13 protein-coding genes are annotated in these 21,209 nt (G+C 73.3%); 9 read left to right on the top strand and 4 right to left on the bottom strand.

From position 1 onward, the window contains the following. Positions 1-655 precede the first annotated feature (655 nt). The gene (locus tag AMK11_RS39080; RefSeq protein WP_274535694.1) at positions 656-913 is read right to left on the bottom strand and encodes a triose-phosphate isomerase; all 258 of its coding nucleotides are present in this window, start codon (positions 911-913) and stop codon (positions 656-658) included. A 1,632-nt stretch (positions 914-2,545) separates the two neighbouring features. Further along, complete coding sequence (locus tag AMK11_RS36385; RefSeq protein ID WP_073732417.1) at positions 2,546-9,922, bottom strand: type I polyketide synthase; 7,377 nt, start codon at positions 9,920-9,922, stop codon at positions 2,546-2,548. Between the two features lie 222 nt (positions 9,923-10,144). Between AMK11_RS36385 and AMK11_RS36380 the strand changes: the two genes are divergently transcribed. From AMK11_RS36380 to AMK11_RS36340, 8 genes are all read left to right on the top strand, one after another. Continuing rightward, complete coding sequence (locus AMK11_RS36380; protein ID WP_241847182.1) at positions 10,145-11,107, top strand: 3-oxoacyl-ACP synthase III family protein; 963 nt, start codon at positions 10,145-10,147, stop codon at positions 11,105-11,107. After that, positions 11,104-12,045: an alpha/beta fold hydrolase gene (locus AMK11_RS36375; protein WP_241847181.1), complete on the top strand. Its 942-nt coding sequence runs from the start codon at positions 11,104-11,106 to the stop codon at positions 12,043-12,045. Before AMK11_RS36380 ends, AMK11_RS36375 begins: the two co-directional genes overlap by 4 nt. Beyond that, positions 12,042-13,619 (top strand): AMP-binding protein, encoded by a 1,578-nt coding sequence (locus AMK11_RS36370; RefSeq protein ID WP_073732414.1) that lies wholly within the window; start codon positions 12,042-12,044, stop codon positions 13,617-13,619. Before AMK11_RS36375 ends, AMK11_RS36370 begins: the two co-directional genes overlap by 4 nt. Further along, positions 13,616-14,656 carry an NAD-dependent epimerase/dehydratase family protein gene (locus AMK11_RS36365; protein ID WP_073732413.1) on the top strand — a complete coding sequence of 347 codons (1,041 nt, stop codon included), beginning with the start codon at positions 13,616-13,618 and terminating at the stop codon, positions 14,654-14,656. Before AMK11_RS36370 ends, AMK11_RS36365 begins: the two co-directional genes overlap by 4 nt. Then, the gene (locus tag AMK11_RS36360) at positions 14,620-14,880 is read left to right on the top strand and encodes an acyl carrier protein (RefSeq protein ID WP_073732412.1); all 261 of its coding nucleotides are present in this window, start codon (positions 14,620-14,622) and stop codon (positions 14,878-14,880) included. Before AMK11_RS36365 ends, AMK11_RS36360 begins: the two co-directional genes overlap by 37 nt. Continuing rightward, positions 14,877-16,106, top strand: a complete 1,230-nt coding sequence (locus AMK11_RS36355; RefSeq protein ID WP_073732411.1) for a beta-ketoacyl-[acyl-carrier-protein] synthase family protein — start codon at positions 14,877-14,879, stop codon at positions 16,104-16,106. Before AMK11_RS36360 ends, AMK11_RS36355 begins: the two co-directional genes overlap by 4 nt. Before the next feature lie 103 nt (positions 16,107-16,209). Then, positions 16,210-16,677 carry a hypothetical protein gene (locus AMK11_RS36350; RefSeq protein ID WP_073732410.1) on the top strand — a complete coding sequence of 156 codons (468 nt, stop codon included), beginning with the start codon at positions 16,210-16,212 and terminating at the stop codon, positions 16,675-16,677. A 705-nt stretch (positions 16,678-17,382) separates the two neighbouring features. Next, the gene (locus AMK11_RS36340; protein ID WP_073732408.1) at positions 17,383-18,576 is read left to right on the top strand and encodes an RCC1 domain-containing protein; all 1,194 of its coding nucleotides are present in this window, start codon (positions 17,383-17,385) and stop codon (positions 18,574-18,576) included. Between the two features lie 114 nt (positions 18,577-18,690). On the opposite strand, the gene AMK11_RS36335 is transcribed toward AMK11_RS36340, so the two are convergent. Further along, positions 18,691-18,933, bottom strand: a complete 243-nt coding sequence (locus AMK11_RS36335; protein ID WP_073732407.1) for a DUF6411 family protein — start codon at positions 18,931-18,933, stop codon at positions 18,691-18,693. Between the two features lie 447 nt (positions 18,934-19,380). Continuing rightward, the gene (locus tag AMK11_RS36330; RefSeq protein ID WP_073732406.1) at positions 19,381-19,881 is read right to left on the bottom strand and encodes a TetR/AcrR family transcriptional regulator; all 501 of its coding nucleotides are present in this window, start codon (positions 19,879-19,881) and stop codon (positions 19,381-19,383) included. 213 nt (positions 19,882-20,094) lie between these two features. Between AMK11_RS36330 and AMK11_RS36325 the strand changes: the two genes are divergently transcribed. Further along, the gene (locus tag AMK11_RS36325) at positions 20,095-21,156 is read left to right on the top strand and encodes a glycoside hydrolase family 5 protein (protein WP_079187928.1); all 1,062 of its coding nucleotides are present in this window, start codon (positions 20,095-20,097) and stop codon (positions 21,154-21,156) included. Positions 21,157-21,209 lie beyond the last annotated feature (53 nt).

Raw genomic sequence — 21,209 nt, 5'->3', positions numbered from 1 at the left:
GCCGGACGGGCGAACCGTCGCTCTTCGGCGGCGTCGCAAGGCGTAGTACCGCTGCGGCAGCCGAGGAAGGACCTCGGCGTCAGCGGCGGCTCCCCGCATCGCGGCCGAGATCAGGCCGGCCGCGTTCGACGAAGGTTGGGGGCTTCCTCATCGCTGTCCGTCACCGCCATGCCGGTGCGCGCGGCCGAGGTCTCCTCCGCAGTTCCCGTTCCGGCTGCGGCAACGAGGCAGAATCAGCCGGAGGGGCGCGTCAAGGCCGACCTTCACGTCGATGGCAGGCAGGCATCACGCCGAGGCCAAGGTCCCCGCTGTCCTCAGCTCGCCGAACAGGTCACCCGGGTGCTTGAGCGCATCGCCCAGCACATCGGGACCTTCGCCTCGCCCATTGACCTATCGGCACGGGGAACCGTCGTGGTCGGGCTCGCTACTGTGGCAGCCAGCACGGAGCGGGCGCCCCGCCGCTATGACGGCCGCGACCTCAGCGGCCGGGATCGAGCGCGGAGAAGTCACCTTCAGGATGTGGCCGACACCGTTCGGGTCGAGCTTCGGGCACCGCCGATGGCCCAGACGGATTCATACAGGACGACCGTCGGCCGATCGTCGCGGACACCGGCCGGCGCTGCGTTCACCTGGGCAACGAGGTGCTCACCGGCTGTTACGGGGCTCTGCGGTGTCGTCTCCCCAACGCGTACGAGGGAACGACGGCGTCCGGTGCGGCAGCGGCCTCGCTGCCGACGAGGTCGTCGTCCTCCTGGAAGAGGCCGCGACGTTCCGCGTGGCCGACCCTCACGTACGTGCAACCGATCTCGGACGGCAGGGCGGCCCACCGTGCCGGGCTCGTGACGTGAAGCTCTGAACGTCCCGCGCGGGCGGACGGGGCACGCCGGGCAGCGCTCTGCGCGATGCCCGGCACAGAGGTGTGCTCATTAACGGGGCCGGGTGTGACCGTCCCCGTCACCGGCCGAGGCCGGCAACGGGAGCAGGCCGGCGCCCGCAGCACGCGTTCCGGACCCCGGGCACCTGGCGGGCGCCGACCGCCCTGGGAGACTGCCGTTCACCGCCTGCCACCCCGGTGCCCTGCGGGCGGCTCCCATAACACGGACCGCAGCGGGTAAACGGGGCTCAGCCCGCCAGGCGGGACAGAAAGCTACAACTCACACGACTGAGAGTGACGATCTCCATGTCTCAACCGCTAATGAAGCAGGCGGACGGGCAGGAACCGACCGCACTCTGCGTCGGCACCTGGCCTGGAGCGGCCCCCCGCCGCCAGCCGCCTCGAACCGCTCCGCCCCGTCGGGCAGGACTGCGGGCACCGGCGTGGTCACCAGCCGTACGGCGTTCCGGCCGCCCCGCAGGAACGGCGCGAGCTGTTCCGGCTCCCATACGTCGTCCAGCACGATCAGGGTGCGGCCTGTGGTCCAGCAGCCGCCCGAGGTGGTCGCCGGCCCGGTCGGGGTCCTCGAAGACGCTGGTGTCTCCGGTGACGAAGGCCGTCACCTCCCCGACCTTGGCCGCTACGGCCGACCTGCCGCGGACGTCCCGCCCGACGGTGACGACGTAGACCCGGCCCCTGAACCGGCGGCGCACCCGTCGGTCGGCGCAGACGCGGGTGGCGAGCGTGGTCTTGCCGAAGCCGCCCGCCCCCTCCAGGGCGGTGGTGAGGCCGACCGCCCCTGCCCGGCGCCGGCACACCGCCGCCGCGGCACGGCGGCACTCCGCGCGGTCCACCACCCAGGAGGGCACCGCGGGCGCGCCGGGCGGGGGCGGGTCCCCGGCCGTCGCCGGCGCTCCACCGCCGGCCAGGACCCCCGTCACCGCCGAGACCACCGCCGCTGCCCCGAGACCGCCGACCCAGGGCCACGGGTCGGCCCGGAGGGCGTCCAGTACGCCTGGCCACCGGTCGTGCGCCGTCGCGGCGTTGGCCGCGAGCGAGGCCAGCAAGGCGACGGCCGCGGTCAGCGCCGCCGCCAGGCACATGGCCGCGGTCCTCCAGGCCCGCCGCACTCGTCCACCCCCTCGCCCCGGGATCACCCGTCCGCCCGACGCGCCGCCCGTCCGGGCCGAGGCGCGCCGGCAGCGGACGGGTGGACCGCTCCCACCACGCCTCGGCCCACCGGCCGATCATGCCTCAACCGCGCGACGGGCAGGGCCCGATCCGCGAGAGGCAGCGCAGGCTCCCGGGTGGGTGCGCGGCACAGCTGCTCAGGCGTGCAGGGCCGGCCCTCCTGCCATGTCGCATCCGAGTCGCACCCGGCACCTCCCTCGAGGATGTCGCGGGCGACGCCCGCGACTGCTGGGCGGCTCCGACGGAACCACCGCGTCCGCGTCGTTGCCGGGGCCGGTGTCGCCGTCCAGTTGCTGGGCACGGCGAAGCTCGCACCGCCCCCTCAGTCGGCCTCAGGGCTCCGCTGCACCGCCGACGAGGTGGTCTTCGGGGGCATCGAAGCCGCCAAGTGCTTCGCCGGGGAGACACCGTGGCGAGCCGCTTCCGGCTGCGGTGTCCGCCGTGCCGGGCTGCCCCGCACGTCGGACACCGCCCTTGCGTCTACTGCCGCTCGTCGGCGCCCAGGTCCAGCCGCTGGTGGACCAGACGAGCGAAGTGGGCCAGGGTGCGCCCGGTGGCCAGATCGGCCGGTCCGAGGCGGATGTCGAACAAATCCCGGGCCTGCATCAGGAACTGCATACCCAGCAGCGAGTCCAGTCCGAAGTCGGTGACGTTGACCGTGGGGTCGAGGTCGGCCGGGTCGGTTTGCAGGACACCGGCGAGGAGACGGGTGACCACGTCGGTGATCTGGCGCACCGCCTCGTCCGCGGGGAGGTCCGCCAGCGCGTTCAGGAGCTCGTTGCGGGCGTCCGGGGACGCCGCGGAGGACGCCGGAGCCAGCGGGGCGAACCGGGCGGTGGCCAGGGCAGGCAGCAGATGGCGTGCGGTCCCCCAGCGGTAACGACCGGCTCCTGCGACGTCGGTGCCGGCGGCCAGGAGGTGGTCGGTGGTGGTCAGTACCTCGGTGGGGGTGAGCAGTTCGAGGCCGCGTCCGGCCATGGCGGCCTCCATGCCGCTGCGGGCGACGTAGCCCGTTTCGCCGATCGGCCCCCAGGCCAGTGCCGTACCCGTCCGTCCGGCCCCGCGCCGGGCCCGGACGAGGGCCTCCAGGTAGGCGTTGGCGGCCGCGTAGGCGGACTGTCCCGGGTTTCCGATACTGGCGGAGACGGACGAGTACGCGAGGAACAGGTCCAGGTCGCGGTCGGCGGTGAGGTCGTCCAGAAGGGCCGCGCCCGCCGCCTTGGGCGCCAGGACGGCGGCGAATCGGTCGTCGGTGAGGTCGGACAGCACCGCGTCGTCCATGTGCATCGCCGCATGCACGATGCCCCGCAGGGCGTGCCCGGTGGCGTCCACGGCGGCGAGGACCCGGCGCAGCGCCGATTCCTCGGTGACGTCGGCGGCGTGTGCGGTGGCCCGCACACCGCGGTCGGTGAGTTCCCGGAGCAGGGCGTGCGCACCGGGGGCGCCGGGTCCGCTGCGGGAGAGCAGGGCCAGGTGCCGGGCCCCGCGGTCGGCCAGCAGGCGGGCGGTGGCGGCGCCGAGCCCGCTGAGTCCGCCGGTGATCAGGTAGGTGCCCTCGCCGTCGAGGCGGAGGGAGCCGAGTGCGGGTTCGACGGGTACGGGTTCGTCCAGGGGGTCGAAGGTGACGACGACCTTGCCGGTGTGCCGGGAGTGCTGCAGGAGGTGGAAGGCCTCGTCGACGCGGGCGGCGGGGTAGGCCGAGTGGGGCAGGGGCCGGTAGGTGCGGGAGCCGATCGCCGCGTCGAAGTCCTCGACGAGCCGGGTTCGCAGGGCCGGGTCGTCCACGACGGTGTCGAGGTTGAAGCCGATGAAGGTGAGGCTGCGGTGGAAGGGGCGCAGCGTGATCGGGGTGTTGAGGAAGATGTCCCTCTTGCCGAGTTCGATGAAGCGGCCGTTGGGGCGCAGCAGGTCCAGGCCCTGGGCGATGGCCTCGCCGCTGAGCGAGTTCACCACGACGTCCACGCCCTGACCACCGGTCAGCTCCCGCACCCGGGGGACGAAGTCCAGGCTGCGGGAGTCGAGGACGTGCTCGACGCCGAGCGTGCGCAGCAGGTCGCGTTTGGTCTCCGTGCCGGCGGTGGCGATGACGCGGGCGCCTTGCCGGCGGGCGCACTGCAGGACGGCCAGGCCCACCGCCCCGGCTCCGCCGTGGACGAGCACGGTCTCCCCGGCATCGAGACGGGCCTGGTGGACCAGTGTCTGATGAACGGTCAGGAAGGCGACGGGGAAGGTCGCCGCCTCCGTGAAGCTCATCTCGTCGGGAACACGCACGACGGCGAAGGCGGGGGTCGTGGCGTGCGAGGCGAGTGCGGCGGGCACGAGGCCGCAGACCCGGTCGCCGGGCTTCAGGTCCTCCACCCCCGCTCCCACGGCGCGCACGATGCCGGCACCGTCGGTGCCCAGTCCGCGGCCGAGCGGACTGTTCTCCACCGCCTCGGGCGGCAGCAGGCCGTTGGCCCGCATGGGGTCGCGGTAGTTCAGTGCCACGGCCCGCATCTCCAGTGCCACCTCGCCCGGCCCCGGCTCGGGGGCGTCCGTCTGCCGCCAGACGAGCCGCCGGTGCAGGCCCGGATCACGGGCTTGCAGGATGAACGGCGTACCGGCGGGGACGCCCGGGGGTTCGTTCACCGGGTGCTGTACCTGCCGGGGCACGAACCGGCCCCGTGCGGTCAGAACGATCTCGTCCTCCCGAGCGCTCCGGTCGTCGTCGCCGGGTGCGAGAAGCTCGTCGGCCAGGCGGTGGGCGTCGGTGTCGGCGTCACCGGTGCGGTGGCAGGACAGGCGGCGCAGGCTCAGGTCCGGGCGTTCGTTGGCGAGGGTGCGGCAGGCCGCCCAGACGGCCGCGTCCACCGGGTGGGCCGGCTGCTCCGGGGCCGGGAAGAGGCCGGTCGGGCGGGTGACGAGCCATACCTGAGGGTTGGTTCCGCCTGTCGGGCCGTCGTAGGCGGTGGCCAGGGAGCGAAGGAGGGCCGCGCGGCGGGTGGTCCGCGTGACGGTCTCGTGCGGGCCGGGTGCGGCGAGCAGCAGGACGACGCGCGGATCGGAGGCCGTGGGCAGGGCCGCCTTCCAGGCGGCGGCCTCGGCGGGCGCGGTGATCACGACGGCCTTTCCGAGGCGGGCGGCCAGAGCTCGCGCGGTCGCCGTCTCGGTGTCGTCCTCGACGGCGATCACCCAGGTGGTGCCCGGAACCGGCCGCGCTGTGTCGGTGGTGGCCGCCGCCTGGCCGTGATCCGCTGCGGCGAGGAGGACGGTGCGGTCCTCGGGCCCGGTCTGCACCACACCGGAGTAGCCGCACCGGTGCAGCAGTGGCACCCACCGGTCCCGGGCGAGGACGCGGGAGACGGGACGCAGGGTGTGGTCCCCACGCTCCCAGAAGTCGTTCAGCGTGCCGTACAGCAGGGCCTGGAGCGGGGCGTGGTGCGGTTCGGTGACCAGCAGGTGTCCGCCGGGGGCCAGCACGCCGTGCAGCCGGCGCAGGGTCGCGGCCAGGTCGGTGGTGGTGTGCAGGGCGTCGCCCGCGAGGACGAGGTCGAATCCGCCTCGGGTCAGGCCCTGGTCGGCCGGATCGGCGTTCGGGTTCACAGTCCGGTAGTCGACGAAGCCGTGGGCCGAGAAGCGGTGTTCGGCGCGGGTGAGGGTACTGCCGTTGGGCGCGGTGCAGGTGTAGCGGGTCCGGTCGGCCGGCAGCACGGGCAGGACCGCTGCCGTCAGGGCGGTGGTGGTCGCGCCGAACTCCAGGACGCGCAGCGGACGGTCGGCGGGCCAGCGGGCGACGATGTCGCCGAGCAGGGCCTGCACGGCACGGTGGGCGAAGCGGAGTGCGGGGCCGGACTCGTGGAGTTGCTCGTAGGCGCTGTCCCCGGCCGGCAGGAGTTCGCGTGCGTCGGCGTGTCCCCGCACCGCGTCGGGCAGCCGGCGCAGGTGCCGGTTGAGCAGCAGTGTCTCGGCGCCGTACGCGGGATGGTCCTCGACCAGGCGGCGCAGCAGGGCCTCGGCGTGGGTCTCCGCGCCGCTGAGCCGCCAGGTCTGCCCGGCCGGCCGGGCGAGACCGTGTTCGGCCAGCAGGGGCAGCATCAGCCGGGCGAGCCGCCGGTGCCGGGGCTGGAGGCCCCCGGCCACCAGGTCGTCCATCGAGAACGGGGCCGCCGGCTCGGCGAGTAGACCGCGCAGCGTCCCGGCCCAGCAATGGGCACCGGCCTGCTCGGCGGCCGCGGTGAACCGGCGGTGGCCCCCGTCGTCCAGGGCGGTGCGGGCGGCGGCGATGCGCGGCTCGGCCGCGGACGCCACCTCGGTGGGCGTGGGAAGCGGGGAGGGCGGGGCGGCGGCGTCCGGGTGGGGGGCGGCCCTGAGGACGGTGCGCTGGACGGTCAGCGGGGTGCGTTCGGCCAGGTGTGCCCGACGGGTGCGGCAGCCGTCGATCTCGACGGTGACCGTGCCGTCGGGATCGGCGTAGGTGATGTCCCAGCACATCTCGTTGGCGCTGCGGCTGCGACGGCGCAGATGCACGACGCCGGTGGGCGCGGGAGTGCGCCACACGCGTACGGCTCCGAACACGGTCGGCAGGAACGCGGCGGACTCCCCCTGCGCGTCGGCGAGGGCCACGGTGGCCTGCAACGGCGCGTCGATCAGGACCGGGTGGGCGGTGTAGGCGTCGGCGGGGTGCGCCAGCCGGTAGCCGACCAGTGCCTCTCCGTCGCCGGTGTCGACGCGGTCGATGAGCTGGAAGTCCGGCCCGCAGTGCAGACCGATGTCGTGGCACATGCGGTAGAAGCCCGGGCCGTCGACGCTCCGGTCGCAGCGTGCCCGGAGCGCGTCGACGTCGAGCGGGGCCGGTGCCGTGCCGAGCAGGCTGCGGACCTGTGCGCGGACCACGGGCAGGCACTCACCGCCATGTTCCTCACGGACGCTGATGGTCACGGCGCCGTCGCCGGGGGTGACCGCGGTCTGCAGGGCGGCCGGCGTCGGGTCCGGCCACCGCAGGGACAGTGGGCGGCCGATCTCCAGGTGCCGTACCTCGACCGGACGGTCCATGGCCCGGCGGCCGGCGCTCAGGGCCATCTCCACGTAGGCGGCGGCCGGCATGAGGACGTCGCCGCCGATCCTGTGATCGCCCAGCCAGGGCACCAGTTGCGGCTCGACGGTGCCGTGCCACACGGGGTGCGGGGCGGGCATCCGCTCGCCCACCAGCGGATGATCCAGCAGGCCGCTGCCGCTGGTGTGGGCGACCAGGTCCTGCGCGGTGCCGTGCCAGTGCCGTTCGTGCTGCCACGCGTAGGCGGGCAGGTCGACCACCCGGCCGGGGCGCGGGAAGTGCTGCCGCCAGTCGGTCGCGGTGTCGGCGGCGAGTACGGCGGCGGCGGCCGCCGCGGTCTTGCGGAGGCCGTCCCCGTCGCGGTGCAGGGTGGGGACGCAGATGGCGCGGGTGTGGCGCAGATAAGGGCGCAGCACCGGGTGCGGTCCGATCTCGACCAGGACGCCCGCGTGCTCGGTGGCGAGGTGAGCGGCGGCCTCGGCGAACCGTACGGGTTCACGGACGTTGCGCCACCAGTACACGGCGTCGAGACCGGGCCCGTCCACCGGGGTGCCGGTGACGGTGGAGACGAACGGGATGCGGGCCGGGGCGGGTTCGAGTCCGTCGAGGGCGTCGAGGAGTGGCTCCCTGATGGGGTCCATGACCCGGCTGTGGAAGGCGTAGTCGAGGTCCAGCTCACGGAAGAAGACGCCGCGGCCGGTCAGTTCGGCTCCCCAGGCCGCGAGGGCGTCGGCGTTCCCGGCGACGGTCACGTCCCGGTCGCTGTTGATTCCCGCGATCTCCAGTGCGCCGTCGTGGCGGAGCAGTTCCTCACGTGCCTGTGCCTCGGGCAGGCCGACGGCGGCCATCCGGCCCCGGCCCGCGGTGGCGCCTTGGGTGCGGCTGCGTTCGGCGATCACCAGCGCGGCCTGTTCCAGGGTGAGGGCCCCGGCGGCGAGGGCGGCGGCGACCTCGCCGACGCTGTGTCCGGTCACCGCCCGCGGCCGCACGCCGTGCGAGGCCAGCAGCGCGGTGAGGCCCACCTGCACGGCGAAGAGGGCGGGCTGGGCCACTTCGGTGCGCTGCCATTTCCGGGGGGACGGGTGGGCCAGTTCCTTGGCCACCGACCAGCCGAGGTGGGGGGCCAGGGCCGCGTCGGCCTCCTGGACGGCTCCCCGGAAGACCGGTTCGCCCCGCAGCAGGTCGGCGGCCATGCCCGGCCACTGGGAGGCGTTGCCGGAGAACACGAACGCGGTCCCGTCCCGTTCGCCGGTGCGGACCATGGCCCCACTCGCGGGCTCCGCGGCCGTCAGCCGGTCCAGCTGCCGGGCGGCCTCCTGCGGGTGGGCGGCCAGTACGGCGGCGCGGTGCGGGTGCGCGGTGCGCCGTACGGTACTGGTGTGGGCCACGTCGTAGAAGTCCGCCGGTTCGGCGTTCCGCAGTCGCTCCGCCATACGGGCGGTCATCTGCTTCAGCGCCTTGGCGGTCCGGGCGGAGACGACGAGTGGCAGCGGGCGCCCGTCCGGCACCGGCTTGGGCTCGGGCCGCCGACCGGCGGGCGGCTGGACCACGACGGCGTGGGCGTTGGCTCCGCCGAAGCCGAAGGCACTCACTCCGACGGCTGCCCTCCGCCCCGGGTCCAGCGGGACGGGGTCGACGGCGGGGGCCAGTCCCAGACCGTCGAAGTCGATGCGGGGGTTGAGGGGAAGGGCGTGCAGGGACGCCGGTACCAGCCGGTGGCGCAGGACCAGCATCGCCTTGAGCAGGCCGGCCATTCCGGCGGCGGGTTCCAGGTGGCCGATGTTCGTCTTCACCGAGCCGATCGGCAGCGGTCCGCGGCTGCGGCGCCGGCCCAGGGCCCGGCCGATGGCCTCGGCCTCCGCCGGATCACCGGCCTGGGTGCCGGTGCCGTGGGCCTCGACGTACACCAGGTCGTCCGGTTCGATCCCGGCCTCCGCGTAGACCGTGTGGAGCAGCGCCTCCTGGGTCTCGGCGCTGGGGACGATCATTCCGGTGCTGCGGCCGTCGGTGTTGTTGCCGGTGGCGGCCAGTACGGCGTGGACGCGGTCGCCGTCCGTCACCGCGTCCGTGAGGCGCTTGAGGACGAGCACCGCGCCGCCCTCCGCGCGGACGAACCCGTCGGCGTCGGCCGAGAACGCCGCGCAGCGTCCGCGGCGCGACAGCATGCCCGCGTAGGAGAATCCGGCGAAGGAATAGGGGTTGGACAGTACGTTGACGCCGCCGACCAGGGCGACGCGTCCCGGGCCCTCGCGCAGCGTGCGGCAGGCCCGGTCCAGGGCGACCAGGGCGGAGGAGCAGGCCGTGTCCACGGCCATGCTCGGCCCGCGCAGGTCGAACGCGTACGACATCCGGTTCGCCGTGATGGACAGGGTGGCGCCGGGCATGGTGTGCGGGCTCGTGTGGTCCTGCATCATGGACAGGTTCACGCCGTATCCGGGGTCGGAGACGCCCACGTACACGCAGGTGTCCGACCCGGCCAGCGACTCGGCGGGGATGGCGGCGTCGTCCAGCGCCTCGGCGGCCATCTCCAGCAGCAGCCGCTGTTGCGGGTCGATGTGCCGGGCCTCCGCGGGTGACATGCCGAAGTAGGCGGCGTCGAACGAGGCGACGTCCTCGAGGAAACCGCCGGCGGCGGTGTAGCTGCGGCCCGGCCGCACGCCTCCCGGGTCGACGGTCCGGTCGCGGGGCAGCCGGTCGGCGGGCATCTCGCCGACCATGTCGCGCCCGTCGCGCAGCACGGCCCACAGGCCGTCCAGGTCGGTGATGCCTCCGGGAAGCCGGCATCCCACGCCCACCACCGCCACGGCCCGTTCAAGCTGCTGCATCGCCAAGTCTCCGCCCCTTCACCCGGTCACTGGCCTTCGTGCGGATTGAAGAGGACGAAGTGGGCGGCGAGAGGGAAAATCCAGGACACGGTACTCGTTGTAGTGAATGTCACTACACATGCACCATGACGGTTTCGCACCGGCTACGGTGACCCGGTGCCCGAAGCCATCCGAGCCCGTATCGCCGCCGTCTCCGCTCATCTTCCGTCCCATTACCGGACCTTGGACGAAACTCGCGTCAAGATCACCGAGACGGGTGGCTACGCCCCGCCGCCCGGCCTGCTGGAGGATCTCACCGGTGTCCGCGGCGTCCATGTCCACGAGGACGGCGAGAACGCCTCCGACCTGGCCGTAGCGGCCGCCCGCGACGCGCTCGACGAGGCCGGCCTGAAGATCGGCAACGTGGACCTGCTGCTGTTCGCCTCGACCTCGCAGGACCTGATCGAACCCGCGACCGCCCACCTCGTGGCCACCAAACTGGGCGCCTCCTGCCCGGTGTTCGACGTCAAGAACGCCTGCAACAGCTTCCTCAACGGCATGGAGGTGGCCGCTTCGTTCATCGAGACCGGCCGCTACGGCACGGTCCTCATCGCCTGCGGGGAACCCTCCACACTGGCCACCCGCTGGCACCTTCCCCACCGGGAGGACCTGCTCAGGGCACTGCCCGGTTACACGGCCTCCGACGCCGGTGCCGCGATGGTGCTCACCGCCGGCCCCGCGGGCGACGGCGATCCCGGCCTCCTGTCCCTCCGGTTCGTCAGCAACTCCCCCGCCTGGGAGGCCTGCACGGTGGCCGGCGGCGGAAGCATGCACCACCTCTCCGTCCACGACGACCACACCACCCTGCGCCTGAACGGGGACCTGCGGCAGAGCGCGCTCGACGTGCTCCCCCGGATCATGGACACCGCCGGGGACGAACTCCGGGCGGCGCAGGCCGGCGCCTTCTCCTTCATCGCCTTCCACCAGATCGCCATGCCGCAGTACCGCGAGGTGATCGACACCTTCTCCCTGCCCGAGAACCGGTGCATGCCCGCGGTGGCCGAGCACGGCAACTGCGCGGCGGCCTCCCTGCCCCTGCAACTGACCAAGGCGCGGGAGACCGACCGCATCGAGAGCGGGGACCTGGTGGCGATGATCGGTCTGGCCAGTGGTTTCAGCTTCGGCCTGGCCCTCGTCCGGTGGTGACCGCACGAGCCGGGCACACCCCGGTACCGGATCCGGCCGCGCTGGAACGACTGATGCCGGGCTACCCCGCGCCCCGGCACTGGCGGCGGGTACCGGTCACCGGCCAGCACTACCTCGACCTCGGCTCCGGCCGGCCGGTGCTGTTCCTGCACGGCAACCCGTCGTGGAGCTACGTCTGGCGCAAGCTGCTGCACCGGCTCGCCCCGCACGCCCGCTGTCTGGCCCCCGACCTGCCGGGCTTCGGGCTGTCCCGGCACCTGCGGCCGCTGGACGGGGTGCCGGACCCCTACGAGGCTCAGCTGGAAGGCCTGGACAGCCTCCACCGTCATCTGGTGCGGAACGAGGGCCTGCCCGAGCGGGGCTGGACGTTCGTCCTGCACGACTGGGGCGGCCCGCTCGGATGCGCCTGGGCGCTGCGCAGGCCGGGCGTCGTGGCCCGGCTGGTCGTCTGCAACACCGTGGCCTTCCCCTTCCCCGACGGTTTCCGACTGCCGTTCTACCTGCGCTGGATCCGTGACCACCGGCCGGCCGCCGCGTTCGTCCACGCCACCAACGCCTTCGCCCGCGTCGCCGTACGGGCCGGAGTCCACCACCCGCTGCCCCCGGCCGTGCGGCGCGCCTACCTGCGGCCCTACGTCCGCCGTGCGGAGCGCCGGGCGGTCACCGACGCCGTACGCGCGATCCCCCGCGGCCCCGCGGATTCCGCGTGGCACCTGCTTGACACCCCGGGAACCGGGGCCGGATTGGCGGACCTGCCCCTGCTCGTCGGGTGGGGCATGCGCGATCCCGTGTTCACGCCGGACCTGCTTCAGGAGTGGGCACGCCGGTACCCGCAAGCCGTCATCCACCGCTTCCCCTGCGCCGGGCACTTCGTCATGGAGGACGCCGCGGCCGAACTGGGCGACCGCATCCGTGACTTCCTCCAGGGAGCCCCATGACCACGACCGCCGAGGACATCGCCGGGCGCCTGGCCGAGCGGCCCGACGCCATCGCTCTCGTGGAATGCCGCAAGGGGGCCTCTCGGACGACCCGTCGCGGCGAGTTGGTGCGCCACTGCCGCCGCATCGCCCAGGACCTGAGCGACGCGGGAGTCCGGCCCGGCCACAAGGCCGTCGTGATGACCCGCGACGCCCACGATCTCACCGCCGTCTCGTACGCTCTGGTCCTTCTCGGCGCCGTACCCGTGCTGATCGAACCGCGCGCCGAGGTGGGCCGCTGCCTTCAGGACATCACCCCGGACGTCTTCGTCGGGGAGCCGCTGGCCCACCTGGGGCGCCGGGCGCTGGGATGGGGCCGCCCCCACGTCCGGACCGCCCTGGTCACCGGTTCCGCGCCGCTCCCCGTAGGACGGCGACTGGTCACCCGGAGGCCGGCCGGCGGTACCCCGCCCCCGCGGGTGCCTGAGCCCGACGGCGACGCACCGGCCCTCATCGCCTTCACGTCCGGCTCCACGGGACGGCCGAAGGGCGCGGAGTACCGTCTCTCCACCCTGGCCGGGCAGCTCGACGCCCTGTCGACACTCATGGTTCCCCGGCCCGACGACGTGCTCCTCGCCGGATTCCTGCCGGTCGCGCTCCTCGGCCCGCTGCTGGGCCTGGCCACCGTCGCCCCGGCCGTGAACCACCTGGCTCCGGCCCGCACCTCGCCGGAGGAGGTCGTCGGACCCCTTCGGGAACACCGGGCGAGCATCGTCCTGGCCTCCCCCGCCGTGCTCACCCTGATCGCCCGTCACTGCGCCCGGTACGGCGTCACCCTGCCCTCGGTCCGGCAGATCCTTTCCTTCGGAGCACCGCTGCGCACAGATCTCGCCGACGCCCTGCGCAGGGCCGTGCCGGGCGACGCGGAGATCCTCAGTGTGTACGGCGCCACGGAGTGCCTGCCCGTGTCCGCGATCGGCGACCACGAACTGCGGGCTATGCGCGCCGCGCCGCCCGCCGGGCAGTCGGGCACCTGCCTGGGCCGGCCACTGCCCAGGATCCGCGCGCGGATCCTGGACGCCGACGCCACCGGGCTCGGCGAGATCGCGGTCACCGGCCCCACCGTCAGTCCCGCCTACCACGCGCGTCCCGACGCCGACGCCCTCACCAAGAGCGACTCCGACGATGGTGTGCTGCATCGCACCGGGGACCTGGGCCGGCTCGACGGCGAGGGCCGACTGTGGTTCCAGGGGCGTAAGGCCCACCTGATCAGCGGCGCCGGTTTCACCCTGACCACCGAGGACATCGAAGCCGCGGCGGACAGCGCCCCCGGCATCCGGCGCACCGCCCTCGTCGGCGTCGGCACGGCCGTGTGCCAACTGCCGGTGCTCTGCGTGGAACCCGTCCCCTCCGTCCCCCGCGCCTCCGCCCTGGAGGCCGTCCGCACCGTACTGAAGGGCCACCCGGACGGGCACCGCGTCGGCGCCGTGCTGATCCGTACCGCCTTCCCCACCGACCCCCGGCACAACTCCAAGATCGACCGCATGCGACTGGCCGGCTGGGCCGCCAAGCGCCTGCGCGGGAGGGTTCGATGAAAGTACTGGTCACCGGAGGAACCGGCTTCCTGGGGCTGGAGATCTGCCGACAGCTGAGGGCACGCGGCGTCCTCACCTCCTCCCTCAGCCGCCGCCCCAGCGGCGCGCTGGAACGACTGGGTGTCCACCAGCACCTGGGCGACCTCGCCGATGCCGCCGCTGTCTCCCGGGCCGTCGCCGGGTGCGACGCCGTCATCCACAACGCCGCCCTGGCCGGCGTCAGCGGCCCTCCGCGGCCCTACTGGGCCACCAATGTCGTCGGCACCCGCCATGTGATCGGGCAGTGCCGCGCCCACGGCGTGCGCACGCTCCTCTACACCTCGACGGCCAGCGTCGTCTTCCGGCCCGGCGGCCTGGAGGGTGTCACGGAGAGCCTTCCCATCGCTCCCCGTCACCTGGCCGCCTACCCCGCGACCAAGGCCCGCGCGGAGGCCCTGGTGCTGGCGGCCCACGGCCCGGAGCTGGCCACCGTGTCGCTGCGCCCGCACATCATCTGGGGGCCCGGCGACCCCCATTTCGCCCCCGCTCTCGCGCGCACGGTACGGGCCGGCCGCCTGCTGATGCCCGGTGACGGCGGCAACCTCGTCGACACCACCCATGTCCGTACCGCCGCCCACGCCCATCTGCTCGCCCTGGACAGGCTGCGGCAGTCGCCGCAGACGGCGGGCGGGCGCGCCTACTTCATCGGCCAGGGCGACCCGCGTCCGCTGCGCGAGATCACCCGGCACTTCCTGCGGGCCGCCGGTATCGACGCCCGCTGGTGCGCCGTCCCGCCCCGGCTCGCCACCGCCGGGGCCACGGTCGGCGACACGCTCCTGCGCGCGGCACGCAGTACCCGCACCCACGCCCTGAGCCGCTTCCTGGTCGCGGAGCTGCTGAATCCGCACTACTTCGACCTCACCGCGGCCCGCCGCGACCTGGGCTTCGCACCGCCGGTCGGATTCGACGCCGGTATCGCGGAACTCACCCTCTCCACCCCGAACGACACCGAGGAGACACCGTGCCGGACACCTACGACACCTTCCGGTCCATCCTGAGCAGCGCCTTCCGCATCCCCGAGGACGAGATCCAGCCCGACCTCACGCTGGAGCAACTGGGCCTGGACTCCCTGGCCCTGGCGGAGCTGGTGCTCATCGCGCACGAGCGCTTCGGGGTGAAGGTCGCCAGTGCGTACGCCGCCCGGAGCACGACCGTCGCGCAGGTCGTCGACCACCTCGACACCTTGCGCGCGGCCGGCACCGGGGCGGTGGCCTCCACGTGACCGAGCCCGTCGCCGTCACCGGTCTCGGCCTGATCACCCCGGCCGGGGAGGACACCGGCACCACCTGGGACACGGTCCGCCGTGGTGCGGGCACCGCGGCCAGGCACGATCCGGCGCTGGCCGGCCTTCCCGTGGACTTCTCCTGCCGCGTCCCGCTCTGCCGCGACGACCTGGACCGGCGCGTCGGCCGCGCCGCCTGGCGCATGTCGCACAACGCCGTGCTGGCGGTGCTCGCCGCCCGCGAGGCGGTGCGCGACGCCGGCCTCGATGCCCGGACGTGGGACGGCGACCGGGTCGCCGTCGTCATCGGCTGCGGGCTGGGAGCGGACGCGGTGCGCGAAGAACAGGCCAGGCGGCTGGCGGAACGGGGCCCCGACATGGTCTCCGCGCTCACCATCCCCCAGATCATCCCGAACATGGCGGCCGGGGAGGTATCCATCGACCTCGGGGCCCGCGGCCCCGGCCTCGCCCCGGCCACCGCCTGTGCCTCCGGCGCCACCGCCGTCGCCGTCGCCCGCGACCTCCTCGCCGCCGGCCGGTGCGACGTCGCGGTGGCCGGCGCCGCCGAGGCGGCCGTCACCCCGCTGACCACCACGGGCTTCTGGCGCGCCGGCGCGCTGTCCCGGCGCACCGACGCGGTCACCGGCGCGTCCCGGCCTTTCGCCGCCGACCGTGACGGCTTCGTCATGGCGGAAGGCGCCGGCGTCCTCGTACTGGAGAGGACCGCGGACGCGGCCACCCGCGGGGCCCACGTCCGTGCCCTGCTGGTGGGCTGTGGCAGCACCTCGGACGCCCACCACCCCACAGCGCCCGTCCCGGACGGCCGGGGCGCGGAGGCAGCCCTGCGCACCGCCCTGGCGGACGCGGGTCTGGCCCCGCACGACGTCGACCACGTCAACGCCCACGGCACCTCCACACCGGCCAACGACGACGCCGAGTCGGCCCTGATCGCCCGGGTGCTGCCGCACCGTCCCAGTGTCACCGCACCCAAGGGCGTGCTCGGCCACACCCTGGGCGCGGCGGGCGCCGTGGAGGCGGCGCTGACCGTGCTCACCCTTCAGCACGGCACGGTGCCCCCGGTCGCGAACCTGGACGCCCCGGCTCCGGGGTTCGACATCGACTGCGTCACCAAGGAGCCCCGCCGACAAGACGTCCGTATCGCCGTCAGCCACTCGTTCGGCTTCGGCGGACACAACGTCGTCCTGGCTCTGGCCAGGGCCTTCTGACCCGCTCAGCTTCGGCCGCGCTTCGCGTCGTCGCCTGCGATGCGGCCCCAGCGAATCGGGCGCACTCTGGAGAGAAGGAACCACAGCCCGGGCAGGAGTGGCGATGACTGTCGCTACCGAAGCCGTCGTCTGGGACACCGTCGAACGCTACTTCGACCTCCTCCAGGCGCATGCGGACGCGGACGTCATGCTGGCCGAAGTCCTTACCACGGACTTCCGTACCGGTTTCCCGGACGGACACGTGTGGGAGGGACCGGAGGGACTTCGCGAGTTCCTGACGACACGCTCCGTGTTCTTCGACGAGCGCCACACTCTCCAGCAGATGTCAGAGCCGGTGCGCGGAGCCGACGGTCGCTGGACCTGCCGGACGCGGCTGTCCTTCTTCCTGCGCCGACTCGCACCCGGCGCCGCTGTGAGTGAGGAGTTCAGCGGACTCGCCTGGCACACCTGGGTACTGGAGGCGCGGCGCCCCTCATGGCGCGTGGCGGCGCAACTCGTCGACGGCTTCGCCAACCTCAACGACAACGCCCGCACCCTGTTCTCCCGCCCGGACGAAGGCCTCCGCACCTGAGGCGGTGGGCGTCCGGTCGCGAAGTTCCGCCGGATCGAGTGAAGGACCCGCGCGGAGCTGTCCGGACGGTGGTCCAAGCCGGACTCGCCGCCCCGGACCGTGCCGACCACCGTGCGTGGCTGCTCACGCGTACTGCACCGCCTGTCGGGCCCGAGGCCCGCCCGCCCGGTCGGTCCGGGTGGTCCGTGGCAGTCGGAAGGTCCACTCCGGTCTCGGTGTCGAAGTCGGGGGCCAGGACGTCCAACCACGCCTCCAGGCCGACCAGGCGGACCACACGGCGGGTGGCACGTCGGGCGAGGTGCGGACGGTGTGCCCATACATCCCGTCGATGTTCTCTTCGATGCCCTGCTCGCCCTTTCCGTCGCTGTGCCATCCGGTCGCAGTGCCGGCGCACTTCGGGCGTGCGGTGTTCCAGTCGGCAGTCCTGAGCGCGTGGAAGTGACAGGCGCGGTTTCGCTTTTCCGCCGGACACCGTTCCGGGAGGCCGCGGGGCCACGCCGAGTGCCGTCTCTCCGTGACCGCGGGGCGCCCCTGTCCGTACTCATGCCCGAGGGCACCGCTCCCCGGCCCGGAATGAGTACCGGGTGAGTAGCTGCGCCCTGCCTGCGAAGGGGCGGTGTGCCGCACGGTGGTGGCCGGAGCAAGTCCCCGCCTCCGGCCGTCGGTGAGCGCGCCGGGTGTCCTTTCGCGTGGAGGGAGAGTCGTATGGCCGTCGGTTCCTGGTTGCGGCTGCTGATCGTGGGTGCCATGGTCGTCGGCACGGCCGCGTGCAGCAAGGCGGACCGCGCCGTCCTCGGTGCGCCCGGCTGTCCGGACGAGGCCGGACCCGCCCCGTCACCGCGCCGCGTGCCGGCGGGTGCCGTCTGGGCCTGGGCACCCCAGTTCGGTGCCCCGGCCGGTGCCCCGCAGCAGGGGCCGGTGCCCGGCTGGACGGACGTCGTCTCGCTGGCGGACGGTGGTCACACCACGGTGGCGGTACGCGCCGACGGCACCGTGTGGTCCTACGGCACCAACGTCAGCGGCTCACTCGGGCACGGCACGGGCGGGCGCTACCACGAGCCCATACCTCGGCAGGTGAGGGGCATCGACGACGCCCGCGCGGTGTACAACAGCGGGCAGACGTTCTACGTGGTGCGGCGGGACGGCACCCTCGTGGCCTGGGGAAGCGACCGGTTCCTGGTGAACGCCGGGAAGCGGGAGGGCTACGACGGTGTCCCGGTGCCGCAGCCAGTACCCGGGGTGAAGGACGTCGTCTCGATGGGGCCCGGGCCGCTGAACGCGTTCGTCCTGCGTTCCGACGGACGGGTCCAGGGGTGGGGAATCAACGTCACCGAGGTGCTCGGCGACACCGACGGCACCCGTCTGACGACGGTGAGCAAACTGAGAGGCGTGGTCGACGTGGCCTCGGCCGGCGCGGCGGTGATCGCCGTGACGGCCGACGGGGACGTCTGCGCGTGGGGCAACAACGCGCACGGTCTGCTCGGAGTCGAACCACGCGGTGGCCAGACGGGCCGCCCCCTCCTGATCCCCGGAGTGAAGAACGTGGTGCAGGTCGCGGGCGGGAACGACGTCGCCTATGCCCTGGACCGCGGCGGGAAGGTCTGGGCCTGGGGGCGAGGGGTGAGCGGTGCGCTGGGCGACGGTGACACGTCGGACCACTCGTCGGTGCGGCCGGCTCCCGTGACCGGTCTTCCCACCGTTCGCCGGATCTCGGCCGTCGGACTCGCCGGACTGGCCATAGACGCCGAAGGCGGGCTGTGGGGCTGGGGATCGGGGCTGGGTGCGGGTCGGCACGCCGAGGGCGGCGCCGCCCGGCCGGTGCGCATTCCACTGCCCGCGCCCGCCGTGGACCTGGCAGGGCGGCACGTGATCCTCGAGGACACACCCGACCCGGCCTGAGTACTCCGACTCACCTGACACGAACCGGCGACCACGGCAGGCGGCGGGTTCGCGTGCGCGTGACCTTCACGGCCCGTACGCCCGGCGCCGCACCGCCGGCTCCGGCGCCGGGTCTCAGAAGGGCATGCGTCCCCTGGCCCGACGCCCTGCGGATCCGCTGCGCCCGAGGGCGCGCGAACTGGAACGGAAGGGCTTGCTGAACAGCCTGCCCAGAGGTCCGGGCGCCTTCGAACCGGCCCGGGAACCGACGCCCATGGTGCGCTGCGCGCCGCTCTGGGCTCCCCGCGACAGCCTGGGCAGCAGGAACGCGAGTACCGCCAGTACGACGCAGAAGACGATGATGCCTGCGATGACCATGTCGTTGCTCCAGGTTCTGGGGCGTCGGGGCTGTTGTCCGTGAACCTCCTCGTGCCCCGAAGGCAGCGGAGCACGCGCGGTGAACGGCCCGACACGGACCCGCGGTTCTGGCGCACGGGTGGCCGACGGCCCTCTCCTGCCCGGGACAGTGCCCGGCCCAGCCATTCGGCTCGGTCACGACGCGGCACGGGCTCGCTCGTGCGGTACGAGCGAGCGGAGTCGCCCGGGAACTTCTCGTCGTTGGCGTCGAGTCGTGCCGCAGACCACGGGTCGGCTCCCCCACGTGCATCCGTCCGGCCCGTCACCCACGGCCGGTTCGGCATCCCGGGCGGCCGCGTTTTCCGTCGACAGTGCCGTCCGGCTGATACGTGCCGGCTGGTCGTCAGGCCGCGGCGACTGTGCCCGCGCCGTCGGGACGGTAGTGGCCAGGGCGCCGTCTCCCCTGCGTCAGCCGGCGGTCGCCGCGGCGGCCACGGCCTCACCGAAAGCGCGGGACCCGGCCGAGGTGGGGTGGAGCGGAGCTCCGTCGATGCTCGCCAGCATCGCGCTGTGCACCGCGGGCACGGTGAAGGCGTACCCCAGACGGCGCCGCAGGTTCGTCAGTTGCCCCTCTGTCAGGCTGCCCAGGCCAGTGGTGACCGCCCGGTTCCACGTATGCAGAGGCGGCTCGTCGTCCGGGGACTGCTCGACCAGCAGAGCGATGGCCGGGTGGTACTCGTCGTGGAGGACCAGGTGCTCCTTGGTCCCGAAGTGGCGGTAGACCGTGCTGGCCGACACGTCGGCGGCCTCGGCGATGCGCTCGATGGTCACCGAGTCGTATCCGTGCGCGTCGAACAACTCGAGCGCGACGTCCTGAACGTGCTGCATCAGCTCGCGCCGCCTGCGGGCCCGCAGGCCCTGCTCGGCACCGAGGCGAATGCGGGTGCGGATGGTCGGTCGCTCAGCCATGGGCGCATGCTATCGGGGGTGCTCGGTCGCCCCGGGCCGGGCCGACCGACGGGACGCCAGCGACAGCGCCGGGCTCGCCGGGCGCACCGTGCCTGTGCACACGTCGCGCGGTGGATGCCGTCAGCACCCTTGCCAAGTGGACCGCCTCTAGGCTTCCCTTCTTGTTAGGAAAGTTTCCTATCAGATCTCGGCACACTACTGATCGGGGTCCACATGAGTAAGCGACGCAAGCGGCTGCGGCTCACCAGCGCACTCGCCACGTTCGGCAGTGCCCTCCTCCTGTGCGCGGGCGCGGTCCCGGCCTCGGCTGCGGCGCCGTCGGGAACCGACCGGGCCGCCGGTACACCGGTGGGCCTCAACGGCCAGCTGGCGGTCTGCGGCAAGAAGCTCTGCAACAGCCACGGCGAACAGGTCCAGCTGCGGGGCATGAGCACCCACGGAACCCAGTGGTATCCGCACTGTCTGACCAGCGGGTCCCTCGACGCCCTGGCCCACGACTGGAAGGCCGACGTCCTGCGCGTCTCGACCTACGCGCAGGAGGGCGGCTACGAGACGAACCCGCGGCACTTCACCGACCTCGCGGACTCGCTGATCCAGCAGGCGACCGCCAGGGGCATGTACGTGATCGTCGACTGGCACATGCTCACGCCGGGCGATCCTCACGCCAACCTGGGCAAGGCCCGGCAGTTCTTCTCCGAGATCGCCAGGCGGAACAAGGACAAGAACAACATCATCTACGAGATCGCGAACGAGCCCAGCGGAGTGAGCTGGTCGCGCATCAAGAGCTACGCGGAACAGCTCATCCCGACCATCCGCGCGATCGACTCGAACGCGCCCGTGCTGGTCGGCACCCGCGCCTGGTCGTCGTTCGGCGTCTCCGAGGGCGCCGACGAGTCCGAAGTGGTGCGCAACCCCGTCAGGGCCGGCAACATCATGTACACCTTCCACTTCTACGCGGACTCGCACCGCGAGGAGTACCTGGCGACGCTCGCCCGGGCCGCCGACGCCCTCCCGGTCTTCGTCACCGAGTTCGGCACCCAGAACTACGCCGGAGAAGGGAGCAACGACTTCGCGATGTCCCAGCGCTACCTCGACCTCATGGCGAGCGAGAAGATCAGCTGGGTCAACTGGAACTTCTCCGACGACCACCGTTCCGGGGCCGTCTTCAGGACGGGGACCTGCGACAGCAACGGCCCCTGGGCGGGCACCTCGTCCCTGAAGCCGGCCGGCGTCTGGATCCGCGACCGCGTCAGGTCCCCCGACGACTTCGGCTGAGCCGCGTCACGTCGCACGGCCGGGTGACAAAGACGGCGTGGGCGCGCGGACCC

Source organism: Streptomyces sp. CB02414 (assembly GCF_001905385.1).
In the GTDB taxonomy this organism is placed as follows: domain Bacteria; phylum Actinomycetota; class Actinomycetes; order Streptomycetales; family Streptomycetaceae; genus Streptomyces.
The sequence above is the reverse complement of the archived record's forward strand: the minus strand, read 5'-3'. Positions and strand labels throughout refer to the sequence as shown.